The sequence below is a fragment of the Vibrio sp. McD22-P3 genome (assembly GCF_021568915.1).
Classification (GTDB): Bacteria; Pseudomonadota; Gammaproteobacteria; order Enterobacterales; family Vibrionaceae; genus Vibrio; species Vibrio mediterranei.
Window position 1 is genome coordinate 109,449 of sequence record NZ_JAKGTN010000011.1, and the last position, 18,007, is coordinate 127,455.

At 42.3% G+C, this 18,007-nt stretch carries 16 protein-coding genes; 9 read left to right on the forward strand and 7 right to left on the reverse strand.

Translation table 11 applies throughout. The annotated features are described in order from the left end of the window. Positions 1-42 precede the first annotated feature (42 nt). The gene (locus tag L2W36_RS14455; RefSeq protein ID WP_006072808.1) at positions 43-522 is read left to right on the forward strand and encodes a DUF1097 domain-containing protein; all 480 of its coding nucleotides are present in this window, start codon (positions 43-45) and stop codon (positions 520-522) included. A 49-nt stretch (positions 523-571) separates the two neighbouring features. Here L2W36_RS14455 and L2W36_RS14460 read toward each other — a convergent pair whose 3' ends face one another. Then, positions 572-2,206 carry an ATP-dependent endonuclease gene (locus L2W36_RS14460; RefSeq protein ID WP_006072807.1) on the reverse strand — a complete coding sequence of 545 codons (1,635 nt, stop codon included), beginning with the start codon at positions 2,204-2,206 and terminating at the stop codon, positions 572-574. Positions 2,207-2,447: 241 nt separating this feature from the next. Between L2W36_RS14460 and L2W36_RS14465 the strand changes: the two genes are divergently transcribed. After that, complete coding sequence (locus L2W36_RS14465) at positions 2,448-4,157, forward strand: bifunctional metallophosphatase/5'-nucleotidase (RefSeq protein ID WP_236110380.1); 1,710 nt, start codon at positions 2,448-2,450, stop codon at positions 4,155-4,157. A 407-nt stretch (positions 4,158-4,564) separates the two neighbouring features. Next, entirely contained in the window at positions 4,565-5,143 is a 579-nt protein-coding gene (locus tag L2W36_RS14470) for an SOS response-associated peptidase (RefSeq protein WP_236110381.1), read from the forward strand. Positions 5,144-5,410: 267 nt separating this feature from the next. Here L2W36_RS14470 and L2W36_RS14475 read toward each other — a convergent pair whose 3' ends face one another. Both L2W36_RS14475 and L2W36_RS14480 read right to left on the reverse strand, forming a co-directional pair. Continuing rightward, a complete protein-coding gene (locus L2W36_RS14475; RefSeq protein WP_006072803.1) occupies positions 5,411-5,656 on the reverse strand; it encodes a YgjV family protein in 246 nt (81 codons plus the stop codon). A 275-nt stretch (positions 5,657-5,931) separates the two neighbouring features. Then, positions 5,932-6,249, reverse strand: coding sequence for a DUF496 family protein (locus L2W36_RS14480; RefSeq protein WP_006072802.1), 318 nt, complete (start codon positions 6,247-6,249; stop codon positions 5,932-5,934). Positions 6,250-6,439: 190 nt separating this feature from the next. Here L2W36_RS14480 and L2W36_RS14485 point away from each other — a divergent pair, with 190 nt between their 5' ends. From L2W36_RS14485 to luxQ, 5 genes are all read left to right on the forward strand, one after another. After that, positions 6,440-6,655, forward strand: a complete 216-nt coding sequence (locus tag L2W36_RS14485) for a hypothetical protein (protein ID WP_236110448.1) — start codon at positions 6,440-6,442, stop codon at positions 6,653-6,655. A 50-nt stretch (positions 6,656-6,705) separates the two neighbouring features. Further along, the gene (locus tag L2W36_RS14490; protein ID WP_198558902.1) at positions 6,706-7,365 is read left to right on the forward strand and encodes a YceH family protein; all 660 of its coding nucleotides are present in this window, start codon (positions 6,706-6,708) and stop codon (positions 7,363-7,365) included. 60 nt (positions 7,366-7,425) lie between these two features. Next, a complete protein-coding gene (locus tag L2W36_RS14495) occupies positions 7,426-7,710 on the forward strand; it encodes a GIY-YIG nuclease family protein (protein ID WP_236110382.1) in 285 nt (94 codons plus the stop codon). Between the two features lie 75 nt (positions 7,711-7,785). Beyond that, positions 7,786-8,889 carry an autoinducer 2-binding periplasmic protein LuxP gene (locus L2W36_RS14500; RefSeq protein ID WP_006072798.1) on the forward strand — a complete coding sequence of 368 codons (1,104 nt, stop codon included), beginning with the start codon at positions 7,786-7,788 and terminating at the stop codon, positions 8,887-8,889. Further along, entirely contained in the window at positions 8,889-11,483 is a 2,595-nt protein-coding gene (gene luxQ / locus L2W36_RS14505) for a quorum-sensing autoinducer 2 sensor kinase/phosphatase LuxQ (RefSeq protein WP_236110383.1), read from the forward strand. Before L2W36_RS14500 ends, luxQ begins: the two co-directional genes overlap by 1 nt. 51 nt (positions 11,484-11,534) lie before the next feature. Here luxQ and L2W36_RS14510 read toward each other — a convergent pair whose 3' ends face one another. From L2W36_RS14510 to ylqF, 4 genes are all read right to left on the reverse strand, one after another. Continuing rightward, positions 11,535-12,794, reverse strand: coding sequence for a hydroxymethylglutaryl-CoA reductase (locus L2W36_RS14510; RefSeq protein WP_236110384.1), 1,260 nt, complete (start codon positions 12,792-12,794; stop codon positions 11,535-11,537). Between the two features lie 161 nt (positions 12,795-12,955). Continuing rightward, positions 12,956-13,117 carry a hypothetical protein gene (locus tag L2W36_RS14515; RefSeq protein WP_006072794.1) on the reverse strand — a complete coding sequence of 54 codons (162 nt, stop codon included), beginning with the start codon at positions 13,115-13,117 and terminating at the stop codon, positions 12,956-12,958. A gap of 210 nt (positions 13,118-13,327) precedes the next feature. After that, entirely contained in the window at positions 13,328-15,499 is a 2,172-nt protein-coding gene (gene yccS / locus L2W36_RS14520; protein ID WP_124942064.1) for a YccS family putative transporter, read from the reverse strand. Positions 15,500-15,618: 119 nt separating this feature from the next. Further along, entirely contained in the window at positions 15,619-16,566 is a 948-nt protein-coding gene (gene ylqF / locus L2W36_RS14525) for a ribosome biogenesis GTPase YlqF (RefSeq protein ID WP_236110385.1), read from the reverse strand. A 353-nt stretch (positions 16,567-16,919) separates the two neighbouring features. On the opposite strand from ylqF, the gene L2W36_RS14530 reads away from it, so the two are divergent. Then, a complete protein-coding gene (locus L2W36_RS14530; RefSeq protein WP_236110386.1) occupies positions 16,920-17,933 on the forward strand; it encodes a hypothetical protein in 1,014 nt (337 codons plus the stop codon). Positions 17,934-18,007 lie beyond the last annotated feature (74 nt).

The following is an 18,007-nucleotide window of genomic DNA, read 5'->3' on the forward strand; positions in this document are numbered from 1 at the left end:
GTTAACCTAGCATAATCAATCATTTTGCTAGGTTAACCCTTTATGAGTCCACTAATCGCTATTTCAATTACCACAGGTATTCTCTCTGGCATCTGGGGATGGACAGCGATGTCGTTAGGTTTGTTATCGTGGGCCGGGTTCCTAGGGTGTACAAGTTACTTTGCATCACCGAAAGATGGTGTAAAAGGTTTAGCACAAAGCTTACTAACCAATATGTCTGGTGTCGTTTGGGCTTTAGTGATCATTCATGGCTCTTCACTGGTCAACCTAGAGATCGTTGGCTATTTAATGACGGCTTTAGTTTCATTCTTTATGTGTTTTCAAGCAAAACGTGATTGGTTAGGTTACATTCCAGGTACGTTTATTGGTGCTTGCGCAACTTTTGCAGCCAATGGTGACTGGCAAATCGTTGTACCGTCTTTAGTGCTTGGTGGACTGTTTGGCTATTCAATGAAAGCCAGTGGACTTTGGTTACATCAACAGCTTTCCGTCAAAACGACTCAAGAGTTAGTAAAAGACTGAATTTCAAAGTTAAAGCCTGGTATCAAAACAATTGATATCAGGCTTTTCATTAAGTATTACCGTTCGCCATAGTCACAACTCGTTTCAAGATCCACCTTATCAATAGAGGGATGCTGTCTGGTCCTCTTTCTTCACATTCTGCCACAATCGCCAGTGCGAGGTCGGGTTTTGCAAACTTTTTGAGTACACGGGTGACCACCTTTTTTGGTGGTATTGGGTGGTCATGAGGAATTTTGATGAGATCCCTAAAGAAATCTTCAAAACCATGTGTATACAGATAGTGCTCAATATCTCTATCGGGTAATTCGGTTAAATGATGGCGCGGATGGTCGCCATGTAATTGATGAATAACAGTAGTTGCGTATTTCTTTCCGGCAGCATCACCGTCCGTAACAACATGCCAGTCAATACCAAATGCTTGAGCGACTTTGATCAAAGACTTAAGACCTGATTGTGCAAATTCAATGATTTGAACGCCTTCAGCGGATAGGTTATAGCCCGAAAGATTAGCGAGCTCATTGAACAGCCATACCTCAGTCTCGCCTTCAACCAGTAACCAACAACGGGCAAAAAGTGCGCGCGAACGATGAAATCGGATATGAAAACCAACCCGTCGCAAGTCATCTTTAGTTAGGTTGTTAGGAGAAATACTTGTCGTAACAGTTTTATCAGACTGTCTGACGAGTCGGCGGATAGATTCCAGTGGGACTGCGCCGAGTAAGTCACTACTGTTCGTTGTGAGGATCTTTTGCATAGGAAGCATTTGCAATAAGCTCCACGCGCGGGAGAGGTGAGTTGGGTGTAAACGACCTTCAGGATCTTCAATGATGAGTATTGGACGTGCGCAACGTCTGAGTTCAGTTGGACCTTTTGCCTGTAGATAAGCATTGAGCAACCCCAATAGCAGCAACCGCGTTTGATGGTTCTTCGTTTCATCGATCACTTGGGAGAGATTTTGCTCATTTGAAGGCCGCGAGAAGAATACCCCATCGCGATTGCCATTTTTGGAAAGTCCTCGTGAGTGGCTTTTAAATGAAAAATAGTGCTCTACCAACACCTTCATCGAGTTGAGGCTACTTTTCATTTCTCCTTTATTCACATGGCCAGGTATCGCCATTAATCGACGCACTGTGTTATTAATTCGCTTTTCAGAGCGTGAGTTATGACCATTAGTAGCAATCTCATGGTGGTAGAATCTACGCGAGTCTCTAAGTCGTATAACAGGGTGAAGTGTCATCAACTCTTGCGCTAATTTCTCTGAATGGTGTAACCGTAGCGGAGAACCATTTACATCAAGAAAGGCATAGTGCTGAGTGACATCATAGCCTTCTAATGTAGCGCTGATTCGATAATAGAAACGTTCTACTCCATTACTGTCTTGCTGCCAGATAGGTTTGAGCTTGCGATAACGGCCTGAGTGAGTTTCGTTTCTTTCAGTGGCTACAAAGGAGAGAATAATCTGTAGGTGCCTCGTTTGGGGATGTGAAGCGGCGTAATCGACGTGGAAATCTTTCATTTCGAACTGATACAGTTCGCCGTCAGCAGGAAGTACAACACACAAGGCATCAAGTAAAGAAGATTTACCCCATGTATTTTCACCAATCAACGTGGTTAGGTCATTGAGCGCGAGAGAGAGGCGCTTAATGCCGCGAAAACCGGATATATCAATGCGTTCTAACTTCATCCAATTCTCCTTAAGTTGTAGTTAGTACGTAGAATCGAAAATACTAACTATCTCAATCAATTATAAGAGGGTTTTCGAGATTGAGCTGTAATCAAGCTCATATTAATTTCAAATATCCATAGAGAATTTATGTGATGTATATCAAACACAGACCTGTATAATGTGCTCTGCATTTCAAGAACTTCATTGGAATGTCACATAAAGCGGTCTAACATCAGAGGGGAGATAACAGAGAAACGCTATGAAGAAAAACAATAAACCTCTCAAACTAACGATTGCTCATATCAATGATACTCACTCATACTTTGAACCAACGTCTCTTCCATTAACCATCGTCCATAACGAAACTGTATATCAACCATTTGTTAGCGCTGGCGGCTTTGCACGCATTGCAACTCGAGTTGAACAGCTGAGAGCACAGGCGGATGATGAGGCATTCTTGCTGTTACATGCAGGTGATTGTTTTCAAGGGACGCTGTACTTCTCTTTATTTAAGGGCGAAGCAAACGCTGAATTACTCAATGAACTTAGACCAGATGCGATGGCACTGGGTAATCATGAACTTGATATGGGTAATGAACCTGTCGGGAAGTTCATTAGAGAAATAGAGTTTCCGTTATTGGCGGGTAACTGGAACCTCTCTAGAGAGGGGGACAAAGAGTTTCCGCTAAATGGGCATCCGAATCTATACCAATATGATGTGGAGCAAAAAACTGCACAATGGATAGTGAAGAGTGTTGGGAACGAACAAGTGGCCATCTATGGTTTGTCTATCGACAAAATGGCTGACATCGCGAACCCGGACTGTGATACAAGCTTTGAGTCTTCGCTAGAGGTTGCGCGAGCGACTATCGCCGCCATTAAACAAAGTGGTATCAATAAAATCATTATCTTAAGCCATATGGGCTATGAGACCGACCTTGAAATAGCGGGCCAATTGGAAGGTGTTGGGCTTATTATCGGCGGACATAGCCATGTGTTACAGGGTGACTTTTCTCAACTAGGATTGGCTTCCAAAGATCACTATGGCGTTAATGTGAATGGCACATATGTGGTTCAAGCGGGCTACCATGCGATGATGATGGGCCATTGTGAAATTGAGTTTGATAGTGATGGTTCAGTGGTGAGCTTTTACGGCAAAAACGAACTGTTAGTCGGACGCCGAGTGTTTATGGATGTAGACGGTGAGGTATCATCCATTCCTTATGAAGCGATTCGAGATAGAGTTCAATCGCATCCGAACGTCCAGGTTTGTCGCAAACATCCGTCAATCAAACAGATAATGAATGATAAGTACCGTCCTAGAGTAAAGGCATTACAAGAGCAAAAAGTGACGACTCTGAATCATACTCTTCGACATATTAGGCTCCCAGATGAACAGGGCGGTAGTGAGATTGCTCCTCTCGTTGCTGCGTCATTTTTGCACACCATGAAAGCGCTTGGTCATCAGGTTGACTTTGCTATTCACAATGCGGGTGGCGTACGCAATTCCCTTAATCGCGGCGCTATTTCGGTGGCGGACATTGCCGGAAAATTATTGCCTTTTGCCGTGCCGATAGGCATCTATAAGATAAAAGGGAAGTACATTCCACGTATCATCGAAGGCGCAATCGACAACGCAATAGGTAATGGTGTTATAGGAACGGGTTCAGGCAGTTATCCATATACGTCGCAACTTGAGTTTCATTATGACAAAGACAAACCTAAAGGGGCTCGAGTTACAGATATTAAGATTGCTAACCAGCCAATCGAGTTGAACAAAATATATACTGGCAGTTCAAGCGCTTACACCATGAAAGGAAAAGAGGGCTACGACGCCATATTAAATATGGAAGGGACAGGTACTGTTACAAATTGGTCTATGGCTGATTGTTTTATAAAGCTTTTATCGGATAGACCGTATGTAGTGAATAGAATAAACCGAGAAAACAAAGACTCGGTTCCAAAATAATGGAACGTAAATTGCTTTTATTGAACTGATCTTGACGGTTGCAGTCTATCGAAACAGATTGCGCCACATTCACTGGAGGAACCATGTGGAACAGAGATTGGATTGATACGCTTGTGGTACTGAGTTGGATAGGCGCATGGTCGCTACTAGTCTACTTTATACCAGGAGGGGCAATTTAGCCCACACTGCACTTTAGCCAGCTCAAATGAGCTGGCTTCTTTTTTTTGGTATTTTTTATCTTAGAAGCTGATAAGAAAGGGGTTGGCCGAGAACCGCTTAATCTCGGCCGTTCCAGACGCGCAAGCAAAGGCGTTCCGTAATCAAAACTAAGAGCCAAGGCTTGCGTCGTCAAGAGAAATCGCACGTGATCCTCTATAATTATCAAAAAAAACTGGTTTAGTTTTACTATGTGCGGTCGACTTAACATTATCGATGATCCATTTAGCCAATTTGTATCACGTCAACTTGGCATTGCTTTTTATGCCGCGCCCAATCTAGACATTCGGCCGAGCGAACGGCTTCAATGCATTGTTGCGTCTCCCGAACAAGAATTATTTCAGTTTCCACTTGGTTGGGGGCTCCGAACAAGCTGGAGTAGTAAGTTGATTATTAATGCTCAAGCTGAAACGGTATCTATTAAACCGACTTTTCAACAAGCTTTTGCTTTACATAGGGTCGTTGTACCATGCTTTGGTTGGTATGAATGGAGTCAAGAAACCTCGTCCACTGAAAACAAAACCAAGTATTTATTTTATGCAGCAGATAAGTCGCCTTTGTATATGGCAGCTATTGGTTATCCGGAGTCGACGCGGGTTATCACACTCACAACTGCACCGACACAGGAGTATCTACGCTATCATCACCGTATGCCAGCGCTGCTTGCGGCTGAATCGGTTTCAGATTGGCTTAATTGCAATGCTCTCGAAGCGGAGGCTTTGTTGAAAAGTGGATTAATACGTAATGCTTGGACTTGCCGGCCCGCATAAAAAGCTAAGTGAAAACAACATCACTTGTGATTCATCGAGAAGGAAGTAAAATCTTTCAGACTTTCAAATACAAAGGGTAAACTTGGTATGATGCTCATCGCTTATAAACTGGTGAAATTAGCGATTATTACTGCTGTGTTTTTGACAATTTTTGATCTGGTCGCTTACGGTGAAATAACGTGGTTCAGTCGTTGGTTTGGTTAAGCAAGAAACCATTACGTATAAAAAAGCCTCATCTAGTGAGGCTTTTTTCGAATTCTGTTTGTACTAAGCGTTAGAGCTTACAACACGCTTTTCTTGTTGCATCTTGATTAGGAAGTAAACGTTGACGCAAGCTATAAAGCCGTTGGTGATAACAACTGGCATAGAATCAATAGCCAGTCCATAAGCTGTAAATAATGCACAGCCGATAAAGTTCAACACTCGTAGCTTTACGATATCCTTCATCGTTAATGAGATAGCCACCATAATTGATGCTGCATAACCCAATAACTCAACCATATTAATGTCCATAATGTGCTCCTCTAAATCTTGCCAGTGAGTCTGGTACCTATTCTTCTCATCATGAGATTTACGAGGAAGCTCCTTGCCTCGAACGGTGTTGCTAATTCGGGTGCACTATATCAGCCAGAGTTCTGTGATGGAAGCCTCACTTTTGTGTTCGGAGAGGGTTAGCGATTACGCAAACGTTTTTTTGGCTGACCTTAGTTACGAAGAACGGTTTTTGTTGAGTAAAATGTTAAAAAAAAGCCCGCTTTAAAAGCGGGCTTATAAATCCGGTTAGGCGATTACTTCTTACCTTGAACCATTTGCTTGTCTTCTTCAGTCAGTTCGCGAATGCGACGGCTGATATCACGACGAGCTTTTGAAATCTCGGCGCTCTTGATGATGTGGTCATCAACACGATCTTCGTAGTCTGCTTTCATATTTTTGATGATGGTGACGATTTCATCGTGAGTCATTTCAGGCTTGATGTAGTCCATCAAGTTTTCTAGCAAGTCTACACGTTTACGGTTATCACGAACTTTTTTCTCGTTATCTAGAAGCTCGCGTTTTAGTTTGTTCTTACGACGTGCTTGTGCAACGATCTCGAATACGCTACTCATAAGTCCTTTCCTAAATTATTGTCAAAATCTAGCTTGATTAAAGCATAACAAAACTCGTTATAACAGCCCTTAGATCAATACTGACGGTCTATTGCTCATAATGTCATCACTCAAGAAAGAAACAATTGAGTTAATAGCTCACTTAGCGCTATGATTTCCGAACCCAATGTTTGTCAATTTAAAGAAAACCATGTTACCTCACTCAAAAACACTTCCTGAATTCAAAAGTGACATAGTGATCAATCAAGAGGAACCTCAAGTTTCGCCGTCAAAGAAACTGAAGGGGGCTTATATCAACGAGCGCTCTCGACTGGAAGTGACGGAAGTTGAGCTCAACCGTAGTAAGGTTGTGATGGTCGACCAAGATGGCAATTTTATTAGGGTTCCGTTTCTTTCTGAACACTAGGTACGTATGCTTACTTCTGTAAGGTTTAAAGCGAATAAAAGGATATAACAATGAATATAGAACTTTCCTTGGTCGAGGCTCGTGTTATCGGATGCCTTATCGAAAAAGAAGTGACAACGCCCGATCACTATCCCCTTACGTTGAATAGTTTAACAACAGCATGTAATCAAAAAAGCAATCGTGACCCAGTGTTATCTTTGTCAGAAGCCGAAGTTCAAGATGCAGCTCAAGCATTGATTTCTCGCCGTTTAGTGAGTGATGAAAGTGGCTTTAATAGCCGTGTATCGAAATTTCAACATAGGTTCTGCAACACGGAATTTGGTGACTTAAAACTGAGCGCTCAGGAAAAAGGTATTGTATGTTGCTTGCTGTTGAGAGGCGCTCAAACTCCAGGTGAATTACGTACCAGAACTAACCGTCTATGTGAGTTCACGGATGTTAAAGAGGTAGAAGCTGTTTTAGATGCGATGAGCAGTCGTGAAGGCGGCGCTCTTGTCGTTAAACTCCCAAGAGAGGCGGGTAAACGTGAGTCTCGATACATGCACCTATTTAGTGGCGAAATCGACATTGAGGAGTTTGCACAGCAATCTGCTGGTCCTATTTCCGTCTCCACTCCGACGACCGAGCGTATTGAAGCTCTAGAGCAAGAAGTTGAATCTTTAAAGTCTGAGCTTAGTGAGCTCAAAGCGCTGGTCAATTCACTTATGTAATGCGAGAAAGGGTAGCAATCATCGCTACCCTTGTTTTTTGGTGTATTTTGAAATTAAGTCATGGAAGTTGAAAACGAAGAGCCATCTTGGTTTGTTTACCTTGTTAGAACCTCTCAATCGGCATTGTATTGCGGTATTACTAATGATTTACAGCGGCGCTTTAAACAACACCAAGAAGGTAAAGGAGCCAAAGCGTTGCGTGGTAAAGGGCCTTTACAACTTGTGTGGAGTCAATCCGAAATAAACAAAAGTGAAGCTCTAAAAACAGAAATAGCGATCAAGAAGCTCAGGAAAGTGCAGAAAGAACATCTAGTAAAGCAGGCTGTCCGTTTCGAGCGAAAATAACTGTAGCAAGATGACTGGCTGAACACATAGATGTTGTATACACTTGTTCTATAACAGAATAATGATAAGCAACACATGAACAGAATCTATTCAACTTTGCTAGCTTCCATAATCATTCCATTCGCCACTCAGTCGGCAGCGAGTGAAATATTGCCGGGCTATTGGGATTACCAAGAATATCTCCGTGCCCATCCTGTTCAAGAACAGCTTACCAATGAACTTTCCGAGGTTGTTAGGCGACAGCCAACACCACTCTCTGTCGAGCAGAATAAACCAGTGACAATATCGGTGGTTTACCCCGGTCAACAGGTGTCTGATTATTGGGTTAGGAACATCAAAGCCTTCGAGACACGTATGGAAGAACTTGGTATTAACTACGAGCTAAACCAAGTTTTTACTCGACCTAATATTGATTTGCGACAGCAAAGTGTTTCGCTGATGGAAGCGGTAAAAAACAAGTCCGGTTATTTGATTTTTACACTAGATACGACACGTCATCGTAAGTTCATTGAACACGTAATTCATTCAACTGACACCAAGCTCATTTTGCAGAATATCACGACTCCAGTGAGAGCATGGGATGAAAACCCTCCGTTTCTTTATGTTGGTTTTGACCACGTGATTGGCAGTCATCTACTCTCAGATTACTTTAAACAGCGCTTTGAAAATAACCATTCCTATTCTGTCTTGTATTTTTCAGAAGGTTACGTTAGCGATGCACGTGGCGGTACATTTATCCAAGACATGGAAGACTCGGGTAACTATCAACTCGCTTCATCCTATTACACAAAAGCGAACAAAGAGAGTGGCTACAAGGCGGCATTGAGTAGCTTGCAACAGAACCCAGACATTAGCTTTATTTATGCTTGCTCAACGGATGTAGCTTTAGGCGCAGTTGATGCTCTAGAGCAGCTTAAACGCAATGATATCGTTATTAATGGTTGGGGAGGAGGGTCTGCTGAACTTGATGCAATCGCTAATAATAAGCTTGATGTAACCGTTATGAGAATGAATGACGACACTGGTGTTGCAATGGCGGAAGCTATTAAGTGGGACCTTGAAGGAAAGCCCGTACCAACGGTTTATTCCGGTGATTTTGAACTAGTTACCAGTAAAGATTCTCAATCAAGGATCGATGAATTGAAAAAGAAAGCATTTAGATATTCTGATAAAAGCTGATGCCACTAACGAACTTCAATAAACATAAAACACTCGCGACGCTTATTACTCGTACGGTTGTATGGGTAGTGACGATCTTTACTGTAGGGGTGTTGATTCAAAGTTGGCATTTAAGCCGAGATATCGTGCAAGAAGAAGTGCAACGAACCTCGCGCCAAACGAGTAGTTTAATACATAACTTCTTCGAATATCGCCTCGCTTCGTTACAAATTTTGCAAGACAGTAATGCCAAAAGTGATACGGTTGAGAGTTTTTTCAACAATCATGATTCTCGCTCGTTAGACTATTTTTTTCTCCGAGAAGACAACCTTGAGCCAATCCATTCTCCAGACTTTCGATTTATCAGTCATTTAAGTGATGTGATTTGGGATGACGGCAATGCTCTTTTCTATGGTTTGGAGTCTTCTAGTTTAAATGAGCTGTTTCACAAAGTAGACATCCACAGTAATTGGAATGCACTGGTTACTGACTCTCAGTTAGGACTTAAGCACACTTTGATTCGACGTACGCCAATTATCCAAAGCGAGTCGGGGGAAGTCCTTGGGTTCCTATTTGTTGGCGTTGTTCTAGATGACAATGCAGGTTTGTTAGCTAGCTTGTTGCGTGGCAGCAATAGTGATGATGTTATTCTGCGTTTTGGTAATAAATTTATTGCGTCGACCATTTCACCTGATGACAACTATACGATTAAATCAATTTCTGATTTGATTTATAGCGGAGAAACAGATTTAAATCGTTTATTGATCACTGAAACAAACTTAACTGTCGGGACGAAACAAGATGTCTTGACTATCTTTTCAGTACAGCGAAACCCTAGTGTTCTGGCACTACGTAATAGCTATTTATTTTGGATTTTTCTTTCGCTTGTCGTTATAACCACCATATCTTTTTTAACTAGGCGCTGGCTAAATAGAAAAGTAACTCAAGAGTTGTCTGAGCTGATGGTTTACACCAAAGTCGCTGTAAATAAAGAGCGGGTTCAGAGGTTTGCTGGTTCAAGTATCCATGAGTTCAATCATATTGGTAACACGTTAAGCAATACTTTTGAACGCTTGTCAGAGCAAGAAAAACTGTTCCAAGATCTATTCAATTTTTCTCTTTCCCCAATCATTGTCTGGACTGAGAAAGCCACTATTCTCCAAATTAACCCGGCAGCGAAAAAATCATTAGAGCTGTTTGAAGAATTAAATCAGTCAAACAGCGAGAGCTTTGTTCTATTTGTAAACGAGATGACGCCACTTGTTATGAAGGCGAGTATGGGAGCGACGTTAACAGGTATTGATGTCCCTATTGGGGAAAAAGTTTTTAGGTGGAGTTTATCCGCGATTCAGACTAGGGATGACAGTACGTTGGTGCTATCACAGGGCCAAGACATTACTAAATTGGTCGAGGCAGAAAAGCAAAGTATTAAAGCTCGCAAAGAAGCCGAATGGTCAGCTAAAGCTAGAACTGACTTTTTAGCGAAAATGAGTCATGAAATTCGTACACCATTAAATGGAATCTTAGGTATTTCACAGCTCCTTAAGCAAGGAGGTGATGATGGTAAATATCAAGAACAAATTGAAGTGCTTTGTAACAGTGGTGAACACCTACTGGCAGTGTTGAACGATATTTTAGATTTCTCCAAAATTGAGAATGGTAGCTTTAAGCTTGAAAAACATAACTTCAAGTTCAAAGAAGTGATTACTGCGATTGAGGGTATATATAAGCCTCTTTGCGATCATAAGAATATTGAGCTCGTTATCCAAAATGGTTTAAATGAAAATACAGCCTTAAATACAGATCAGGTTCGCCTCAATCAGATTTTGTTCAATCTAGTTAGTAACGCGATAAAGTTCACCCACAAAGGGCACGTTAAGGTAAGTTTTGCGCTTAAAACCACAGATTCGAGTAAAACCAATTGGTTAACTATTCATGTCGAAGACACCGGTATTGGTATCCTTAGTAATCAAATTCAACAGGTTTTTGACCCATTTGTTCAGTCGGAAGCAACGTTGACACGTGAGTATGGTGGTAGTGGTCTTGGGTTAGCGATTGTTAAAAACTTAGTAACTATTTTTGATGGTCAAATCAATGTAAGTAGTGAGGTAGGTCGCGGGACTCGATTCGAAGTTAGGTTACCCGTAGAAACAGCAATCGGGCAAGCTGAACAAAGTGTTGAAGAAACGGTTATCGATTTCAATTTGTTTTCTGAAGTAGTAAATGTGCTGCTGGTAGAAGACAACCATACCAACGCCTTTATTGCCAAAGCCTTCTGTGAAAAGTACGGTATGAATGTGATTTGGGCTAAAGACGGGCAGGAAGCGCTAGAGATTCTGAGTACGATGTCGTTTGAGTTGATCTTAATGGACAACCAATTACCTTCCGTATCAGGTATTGAAGTGACTAAACGAATTCGGAATACGATTAATCAAAAAGTTCCTATCTACGCTTGTACCGCAGACAATTTAGATTCAACCCGACAAGCCTTCTTTGCTGCTGGCGCAGATTTTGTCATTGTGAAACCGATTAAAGAGAAATCTCTTTACGAAGCATTACGACACTTCAAACAATATCATTATCACCTAGGAGCAAACCAGACGGTAGAGAAGTAATTAAGGCAGGGAAGCGCAATTCGCTTCCCTGTTTTTAGTCGTCGGTATGGACTAACGAGCGAGCTTGTGATGGGCATTGGAGAAGTGGCCAGCACAAAATGCACCAACAATCGACAGCTCACCAGCCAAACAAAGGCTTGCTGCAACTTCCGCCAAGGCTTGGGAGCTACCGGTTCCATGCAAACCTAGTAAATCTAAGCAGGCTTTTTGACTTGGTAAGCCTGTGCCGCCCCCAACCGTACCAACCATTAGGTTTGGTAAGGTTACGCTAGCATACAACTCGCCCGCATCAGTCACTTCCATACGCGTCATGCCAATAGCAGACTCTGCAACGCATGCGGCATCTTGCCCACAAGCGATATAGAGTGCTGCTAACGCATTGGCGTAATGTGCGTTGACCCCGATAGTACCACTGAGCGCTCCGCCAACCGTGGTCATCTGACCAAACTGCGCCATTTTTTTTGGGGTAGTGTGAAGGTATTTTTCGACTAGGCTTGCTGGAATAAGAACTTCAGCGGTGACTTTCTTGCCTCTAACGCTACGTAGGGTTTGAGAGTTGGCTTTTTTATCACCGGATAAGTTACCGTCGAGAAACGCATAATCAGGCTCGATAGGGGTATGCATCATGATGTAATCAAATACAACGTTGGTTGCTATGGTCACCATGTTTTGACCTGAAGCGTCTCCTGTCAAATACTCGAATACCAGATAAACATGATTACCTTCAATATTGACGTTGATATCGCTTAACTTTCCGTGTGATGTTGTAGATTCAGCTAATTGTTTAAAGTGGTCAAACTGTGTTACTAACCAAGCCACAAACTTTCCGGCTTCAATTAACGACTTGAAGGCGAAACCAGGGGTACGCGTTACGCCCTCATTAAGCAACATAGCGCTAGCACCGCCGCAAGCAGTAATAAGATTAGCACCTCGGTTGTAAGAAGCGACAAGAGCGGCTTCTGTTGTTGCCAACGGGACTTGATAGTCGCCCTGTGCAAATAACCCATTGACCCGTAGAGGACCTGCTGTACCAACAGGCATTTTTAGAGTGCCTATGAAAAACTCGATATTTTTGGCATAGCTATCCATTTGGGATTCGGTATGAGCATCGAGTAATTGTGACTTGGCTTCCGAGTTATCAAGAATTCCCCAGCGGTAGTCAACATTACGAGCAGTTAGATAAGGGCTACGATTCACTTTTCGAGAAGGTGTGTGTTGCTTAGGCGATAACTTAGCATCGAACTCAGTCAAAGTGAGATCTTTATCAATACTAGTGAGGTAATCACGTTTATGAAGGTTAACTTTTGGCATGCGGATCTTAGTAAAACAGTTTGGAAGGGGATTCTACCCACCTAACACTCAGATACAAGGAGTTCCAGTGCGGTTATGTGACATCTTATTACTTTGCCACGTGAATCCAATGGGTTACTGAGAGAAAATGCAATACTTTGAAACAATACAACGGTTGGTATTTACTGGAATAGTTGTGTCAGAGCGCTGACTTCTTCGTCACTAAGTAGACTCGCAGCACTTGGGGAAAGTTGGTTGGAAATTTCACCTTGTAACGCTTTTAATTGCTGAGGAGATAGCAATTTGAGTTGTTCTCTTAACTGTTCAAACTGTTGCGTCGACATTCTATGACCTTTATTTAAATTGTTGAGTAAAGCAGTCTGAGTTCCGTTCATCTTCACATCGTAATATGGTGCTGATGCTTAATCTATCGTTGAACTGATGAGAATTTGTCCGAGTATTGTAAGGAACAGTTAATTGAACTGTAAGAATAGTCAGGTTGCTTTCACTTACAATAAATAGAAGCAACCTGAATGGCGGGGGGACAGCGAGGTCTAAACCTGTTTGGTGCCCTCATTATGTGGTTGTGTCAGGGCGTCAGTTAACGCGTGGAATTCGGGCAACATTCGATAAATTAAGTGTAATTGTTGCAGGACCATACGAGCCGAACGATCATCTTCATCACGCCATTCTATTAATCGTCGGTGTATATCAAACTGATCAACGGTAGTTACGTTATTTTCATTCCCCATACCTTCAAGTTGATTTTCTAGTAATTCGATATGATGGTTTATGGTCCTATGTGCCTCCAAGACGAGAAGGTGGATTGACTCGTCTTCGAGTCGTTGCCTATGCGCGCCCAAAGCCGATACATAACTGAGAAGCGCATGACTTAGCGTTAAGAAGCGAAAGCTCTTATCGGTGTCCACTTGATAACGTCCTGGTTCCGCCAACATATTTGAAATCGCAGTCGAAAGATTAGCATCGGCATTATGAGCATCGCGTCTGGCGATACGATAATTCAGGTCATCTTTTTTACCCAGACGATATTGACCGATAATCTGCATTAGATATCTTCGATTTGTCCTCAGCGAATTCGCCATAATCTTGTGCATACGTTTCGACTCCCAATCCGGGAGAATAAAGTAGACGGCACTTACTGCTAGAGCACAGCCAATAAGTGTATCCATCAGACGTGGCAATACCACGGCGTAACCTTCACCAAGCTGATGAAAACAAAGCAGCACAAGAACTGTGATAAAGCCGGTAGCGTATCCGTAATTGTTGATTCTAAATGCAAAGAACATCACGCCAGACAGGACAATCAGGAACAGTTGGCTCTCAGGAGAAGGGAACAGAGTAAGTAAAGGGACGCCGACAAATAACCCAACAAGTGTACCTGCAATTCGCGCTGAGAGCTTTTGACGTGTTGCGCTGTAGTTTGGCTGGCACACAAAGAGTGTCGTCAGCAAGATCCAATAGCCTCGATCGAGATTGAAGCCTTGAATAATGCCATAGCCAATAGTCAGCGCTATTGATAGGCGAACGGCATGTCGAAACAGTATCGACTCTTTCGACATACTTGCTTTGATTCGATTCCACATCGCTGTGAACGTATGTGGGTTGGTGTCGTCCAGTATCCCGTCTTCTAAAACGTTACTATCCGGATTACTGACGTTACTAAGTAGCTTTTCTACAGTAGCCAAGTTATTAAACAGATAATTTAGCTGAACTAATAAAGGCGACCATTCAGGATTATTTTGTTGCTCCAGATACTCAATTGAATCTTGTAATTCGACTAACGCTTTAATCGAGTCGTTGCTGTGAGAGTATTTTTTCCCCAACTTAAGTGCAAAGGCGATCTCTTTACAGGCTTTAGCCTGCATTTCCAATACATGCTTGAAACGAAACAGGACATCAGAATGCGAAAATTGGGTCGCCAACTCTTGATAGCGATAGTGACTTGAGCTTACGCGCTCATGAATGTCTTGCGCGATAAAGTAAACCTGTAAAAAGCGATCACTTGGTCCATCGACGTGACCACGTCGAGAGCGGTTCAATAACGTCGATTTGCAAGCATTGAGCGCGAAGACGGTACATGCATTAAGGCTAGCTTCTTTTAAGCGATGCGGTTGTGGAATCAGGTTTAACGTAGGGTGGAATAAGTTTCTTTTAGCATCTAGATACAAACTCAATTCATTAAACACATTAGAGAGACTTTGCTGGACAGGTTGCATTGGCCAGAAACTATTCCAAATAATAGAAACTAAGTAATACCAACTCGCACCACCTAGTAGTAACAAAGGCTGGAACCAAATGTTCGTGCTTTCATGCGCTCCGAGCATAGTATAGATGGCGAGTAACAATGAGCCGAATGCGATACTAGAGTAACGAGGGCCGATGGCTCCGAGAATAATAAACAGGAACGTTGAACAAAAAAGCCCAATCGCGAACAACCAAGGTATGTTAAATAGAATCTCTATAGAAAATGCGGCAATGGCAAAGCAAATGAGGGTAAGGGTGATGGCTTTAATGCGCCCGAAGAAATTGTCGTCAGTTTCGGCGAGCGCAGCGGCGATGACGCCGAGAATTAATGGTGTAACCCATGTGTGTTGCTCGAAGTACCAAGCTGGAATCACAACGCCTAATAGCGCTATGAGCATTAACACACTGTAGTTAAACGTTTTATTGGCCCATTGAAGGCGAAGTTGACCAAGAATGCTCACAATAGAATGCTGTATCTGATAAAACCGTTATTCTAGCAGAAACTACTGTGGCTTATAAATGACTGTTTTCTAGGAAGAACGAGTAACATTCGTTCTTCCTAATAGCAAAAGGTGAGGAATTAACGCTTGTTCTTTAGGTAACGTTTACGGCGTTCTTCTTTGCGTTTAGCTTTCTCTTCCGCTTTACGTGTAGCTTCGATTTCCACTTGAACGAGCTCTTCAGTAATCATTTCAGGTAATTCAAGAGTGACTTGACCTAAAGTACCGTTTCGCAATTCGTGAAGTAGAATCTCGGAAGCTTTGTGAAGGTTAACACGACCACCAGATTGTAAAGCACCGCGTTTACGACCAATTAGCTCCATAAGTTCCAAATCAGATTCAGGAAGTTCTTCGTCGATCTGATAACGTTCTTTCAGACGTTCTGGATACTGAGCCGCCATATATTCCACGGTGTAGAACGCCACTTCATCGTATTCAATAGCGGTATCTTTTACTGCGCCAGTAGCCGCCAATCTAAAACCACTATGGGGGTTTTCGACTTTTGGCCATAAAATCCCCGGAGTATCAGAAAGCACGATACCGTTTTGCAAGTTAATTCGTTGTTGACGACGAGTAACGGCAGGTTGGTTGCCTGTCACTGCGATGGTTCTGCCGGCAAGGGTGTTGATGATAGTAGACTTACCAACATTTGGGATTCCCATGATCATCGTGCGAATGTTTTTACCAATCTCTTCACGGTGTGGCGCGAGTTTTCGACAAAGTTCAAGAATTTTATGCACTTCTTGAGAATTAGATGTGGTGATGGCCATTGCCTTAACACCTTGCTCTTTCTCTAGGTGCTCGATCCAAAGTTCCGTCTTTTCTGGATCCGCCAAATCACGTTTGTTCAACACCTTGACGACAGGTTTGTCGCCCCGGAGTTGAGAAATCATAGGGTTTTCACTACTAAATGGAATACGTGCGTCAAGCACTTCAATAATGACATCTATTTGTGGGATGACTTCTTCGATTTCTTTGCGAGCCTTGTGCATGTGGCCTGGAAACCATTGAATTGTATTGTTAACCATTTGAATACCTTGGATTAAAGTCTTTGTTTGCGTTGTTTGGGGTACAGTGTGGGGTACATAAATTTTAATTGGTACCTAATCGGACTTTGAGTCCATTGTTCTGCCAAGCCAGCAAACAACAATATCTCTATTGTGATGATCTTAACACTTTATTTAGTGCGCTGTAATTAGCAGAGCAACAATCAACACTGAAAAAACTTGTTATGAACTGGGCTTAACAATGGAAACCTAGTTTTCGATTACTTACTACTCAACTAATCACGCTTTCTATGAAAAACGTAGTCCTATAGTGTTCATTGCGTTACGTTTCGTCTTGTAATATATGCTGGTGGACATAAGGAAAGACGGAATAGATGAGTAAGTTATTAAAGCTAAAGAAACACCTGACTATCGAAGATGCGACCAGATACATTTCTAAGTTTATGGAAGAGCCAGTGACGGTTGCTGATATCTATGATCTCGTGCTGAACGGAAAGCTAACATTGTCTGTTCTTCTCAACAACCAAGCGTTTGTTGTTGGGGGGCGGTGCATAGAAAAACCTGACAACGAATCAAATCAGTATCAAGTGGATGAAAACCTGCTAACAGGTGGCCGTTTAGACAGCCCATATTCGATTTGTCTAGACGATGAGCTGAGTATCGAGAAAGACAAGTGGCTTATTTTTGATAAAGAAATTTTAGCGATCGATGGAGTTTGGGATCTGGCAATGATTGGCTTGGAACGTCATAAGGTTCAGGTTCTGTACAATAATGAAATTAATAGTGAAGAACCAAAGCTCTCCGTACCCAACGATTTCTTTTTAAAGCGTGGTCAACAGGTATTCAAGGTTAAATCACATATACCGCTTCTGATAAATGACCACAACAAAGCCGCTTTGCAAACAAAGATGGAAAGTCTTCTTGCGTCTAGAGGACTTACTCTCAAAGACGTAGAAAACAACAGTTATGCACTAGATGTTTTAAGCGATCGTGAGCTTGACGATTTTTCGGCCATTAGCCTAGCATTTGCTCTTTCTCATGAAACTGAGGTAAACACTACGGATACACAACCTCACGATTGCCTAACGCTGGAAGATATCAGCTATCAGTTCGTTATTCGGACAAGTGAGCTAACCCGTTTCTTCCAGTCATCAGAAGTTGACTCGGAAACAGATCATGACGAGAGTCCTATGCATCCGAGAGAGAGAAACTCTTACCTTGCTTTAATGGGCGTGTTTGCTGAAGAGGCGGGTATAGACCTTTCCAGGCGTGGTATCAGTACATCTATACAAGCAATGATGGAAATTCGAGGTCTTTCCATGTCCGACGACACGATTAGAAAGATCACCAGTCAAGTTGCTGAAGCAATGGAAAGAAAGCGGATGTAAAAACCTAATTAGGATTTTCCTTTTCCTAATTAGGATTCTCCTACCTACAAATCCAATAACCTCTTGGCTGTCTT

Excerpts from the sequence above, each read along its gene's own strand:
- L2W36_RS14500 (WP_006072798.1), top strand. The coding sequence starts at position 7,786 with ATGAACAGAATCTATTCAACTTTGCTAGCTTCCATAATCATTCCATTC.
- L2W36_RS14530 (WP_236110386.1), top strand. The coding sequence starts at position 16,920 with ATGAGTAAGTTATTAAAGCTAAAGAAACACCTGACTATCGAAGATGCG.
- luxQ (WP_236110383.1), top strand. The coding sequence starts at position 8,889 with ATGCCACTAACGAACTTCAATAAACATAAAACACTCGCGACGCTTATT.
- L2W36_RS14510 (WP_236110384.1), bottom strand. The coding sequence starts at position 12,794 with ATGCCAAAAGTTAACCTTCATAAACGTGATTACCTCACTAGTATTGAT.
- L2W36_RS14465 (WP_236110380.1), top strand. The coding sequence starts at position 2,448 with ATGAAGAAAAACAATAAACCTCTCAAACTAACGATTGCTCATATCAAT.
- L2W36_RS14480 (WP_006072802.1), bottom strand. The coding sequence starts at position 6,249 with ATGAGTAGCGTATTCGAGATCGTTGCACAAGCACGTCGTAAGAACAAA.
- L2W36_RS14470 (WP_236110381.1), top strand. The coding sequence starts at position 4,565 with ATGTGCGGTCGACTTAACATTATCGATGATCCATTTAGCCAATTTGTA.
- L2W36_RS14460 (WP_006072807.1), bottom strand. The coding sequence starts at position 2,206 with ATGAAGTTAGAACGCATTGATATATCCGGTTTTCGCGGCATTAAGCGC.
- L2W36_RS14515 (WP_006072794.1), bottom strand. The coding sequence starts at position 13,117 with ATGTCGACGCAACAGTTTGAACAGTTAAGAGAACAACTCAAATTGCTA.
- L2W36_RS14485 (WP_236110448.1), top strand. The coding sequence starts at position 6,440 with ATGTTACCTCACTCAAAAACACTTCCTGAATTCAAAAGTGACATAGTG.
- ylqF (WP_236110385.1), bottom strand. The coding sequence starts at position 16,566 with ATGGTTAACAATACAATTCAATGGTTTCCAGGCCACATGCACAAGGCT.
- L2W36_RS14475 (WP_006072803.1), bottom strand. The coding sequence starts at position 5,656 with ATGGACATTAATATGGTTGAGTTATTGGGTTATGCAGCATCAATTATG.
- L2W36_RS14490 (WP_198558902.1), top strand. The coding sequence starts at position 6,706 with ATGAATATAGAACTTTCCTTGGTCGAGGCTCGTGTTATCGGATGCCTT.
- L2W36_RS14455 (WP_006072808.1), top strand. The coding sequence starts at position 43 with ATGAGTCCACTAATCGCTATTTCAATTACCACAGGTATTCTCTCTGGC.
- L2W36_RS14495 (WP_236110382.1), top strand. The coding sequence starts at position 7,426 with ATGGAAGTTGAAAACGAAGAGCCATCTTGGTTTGTTTACCTTGTTAGA.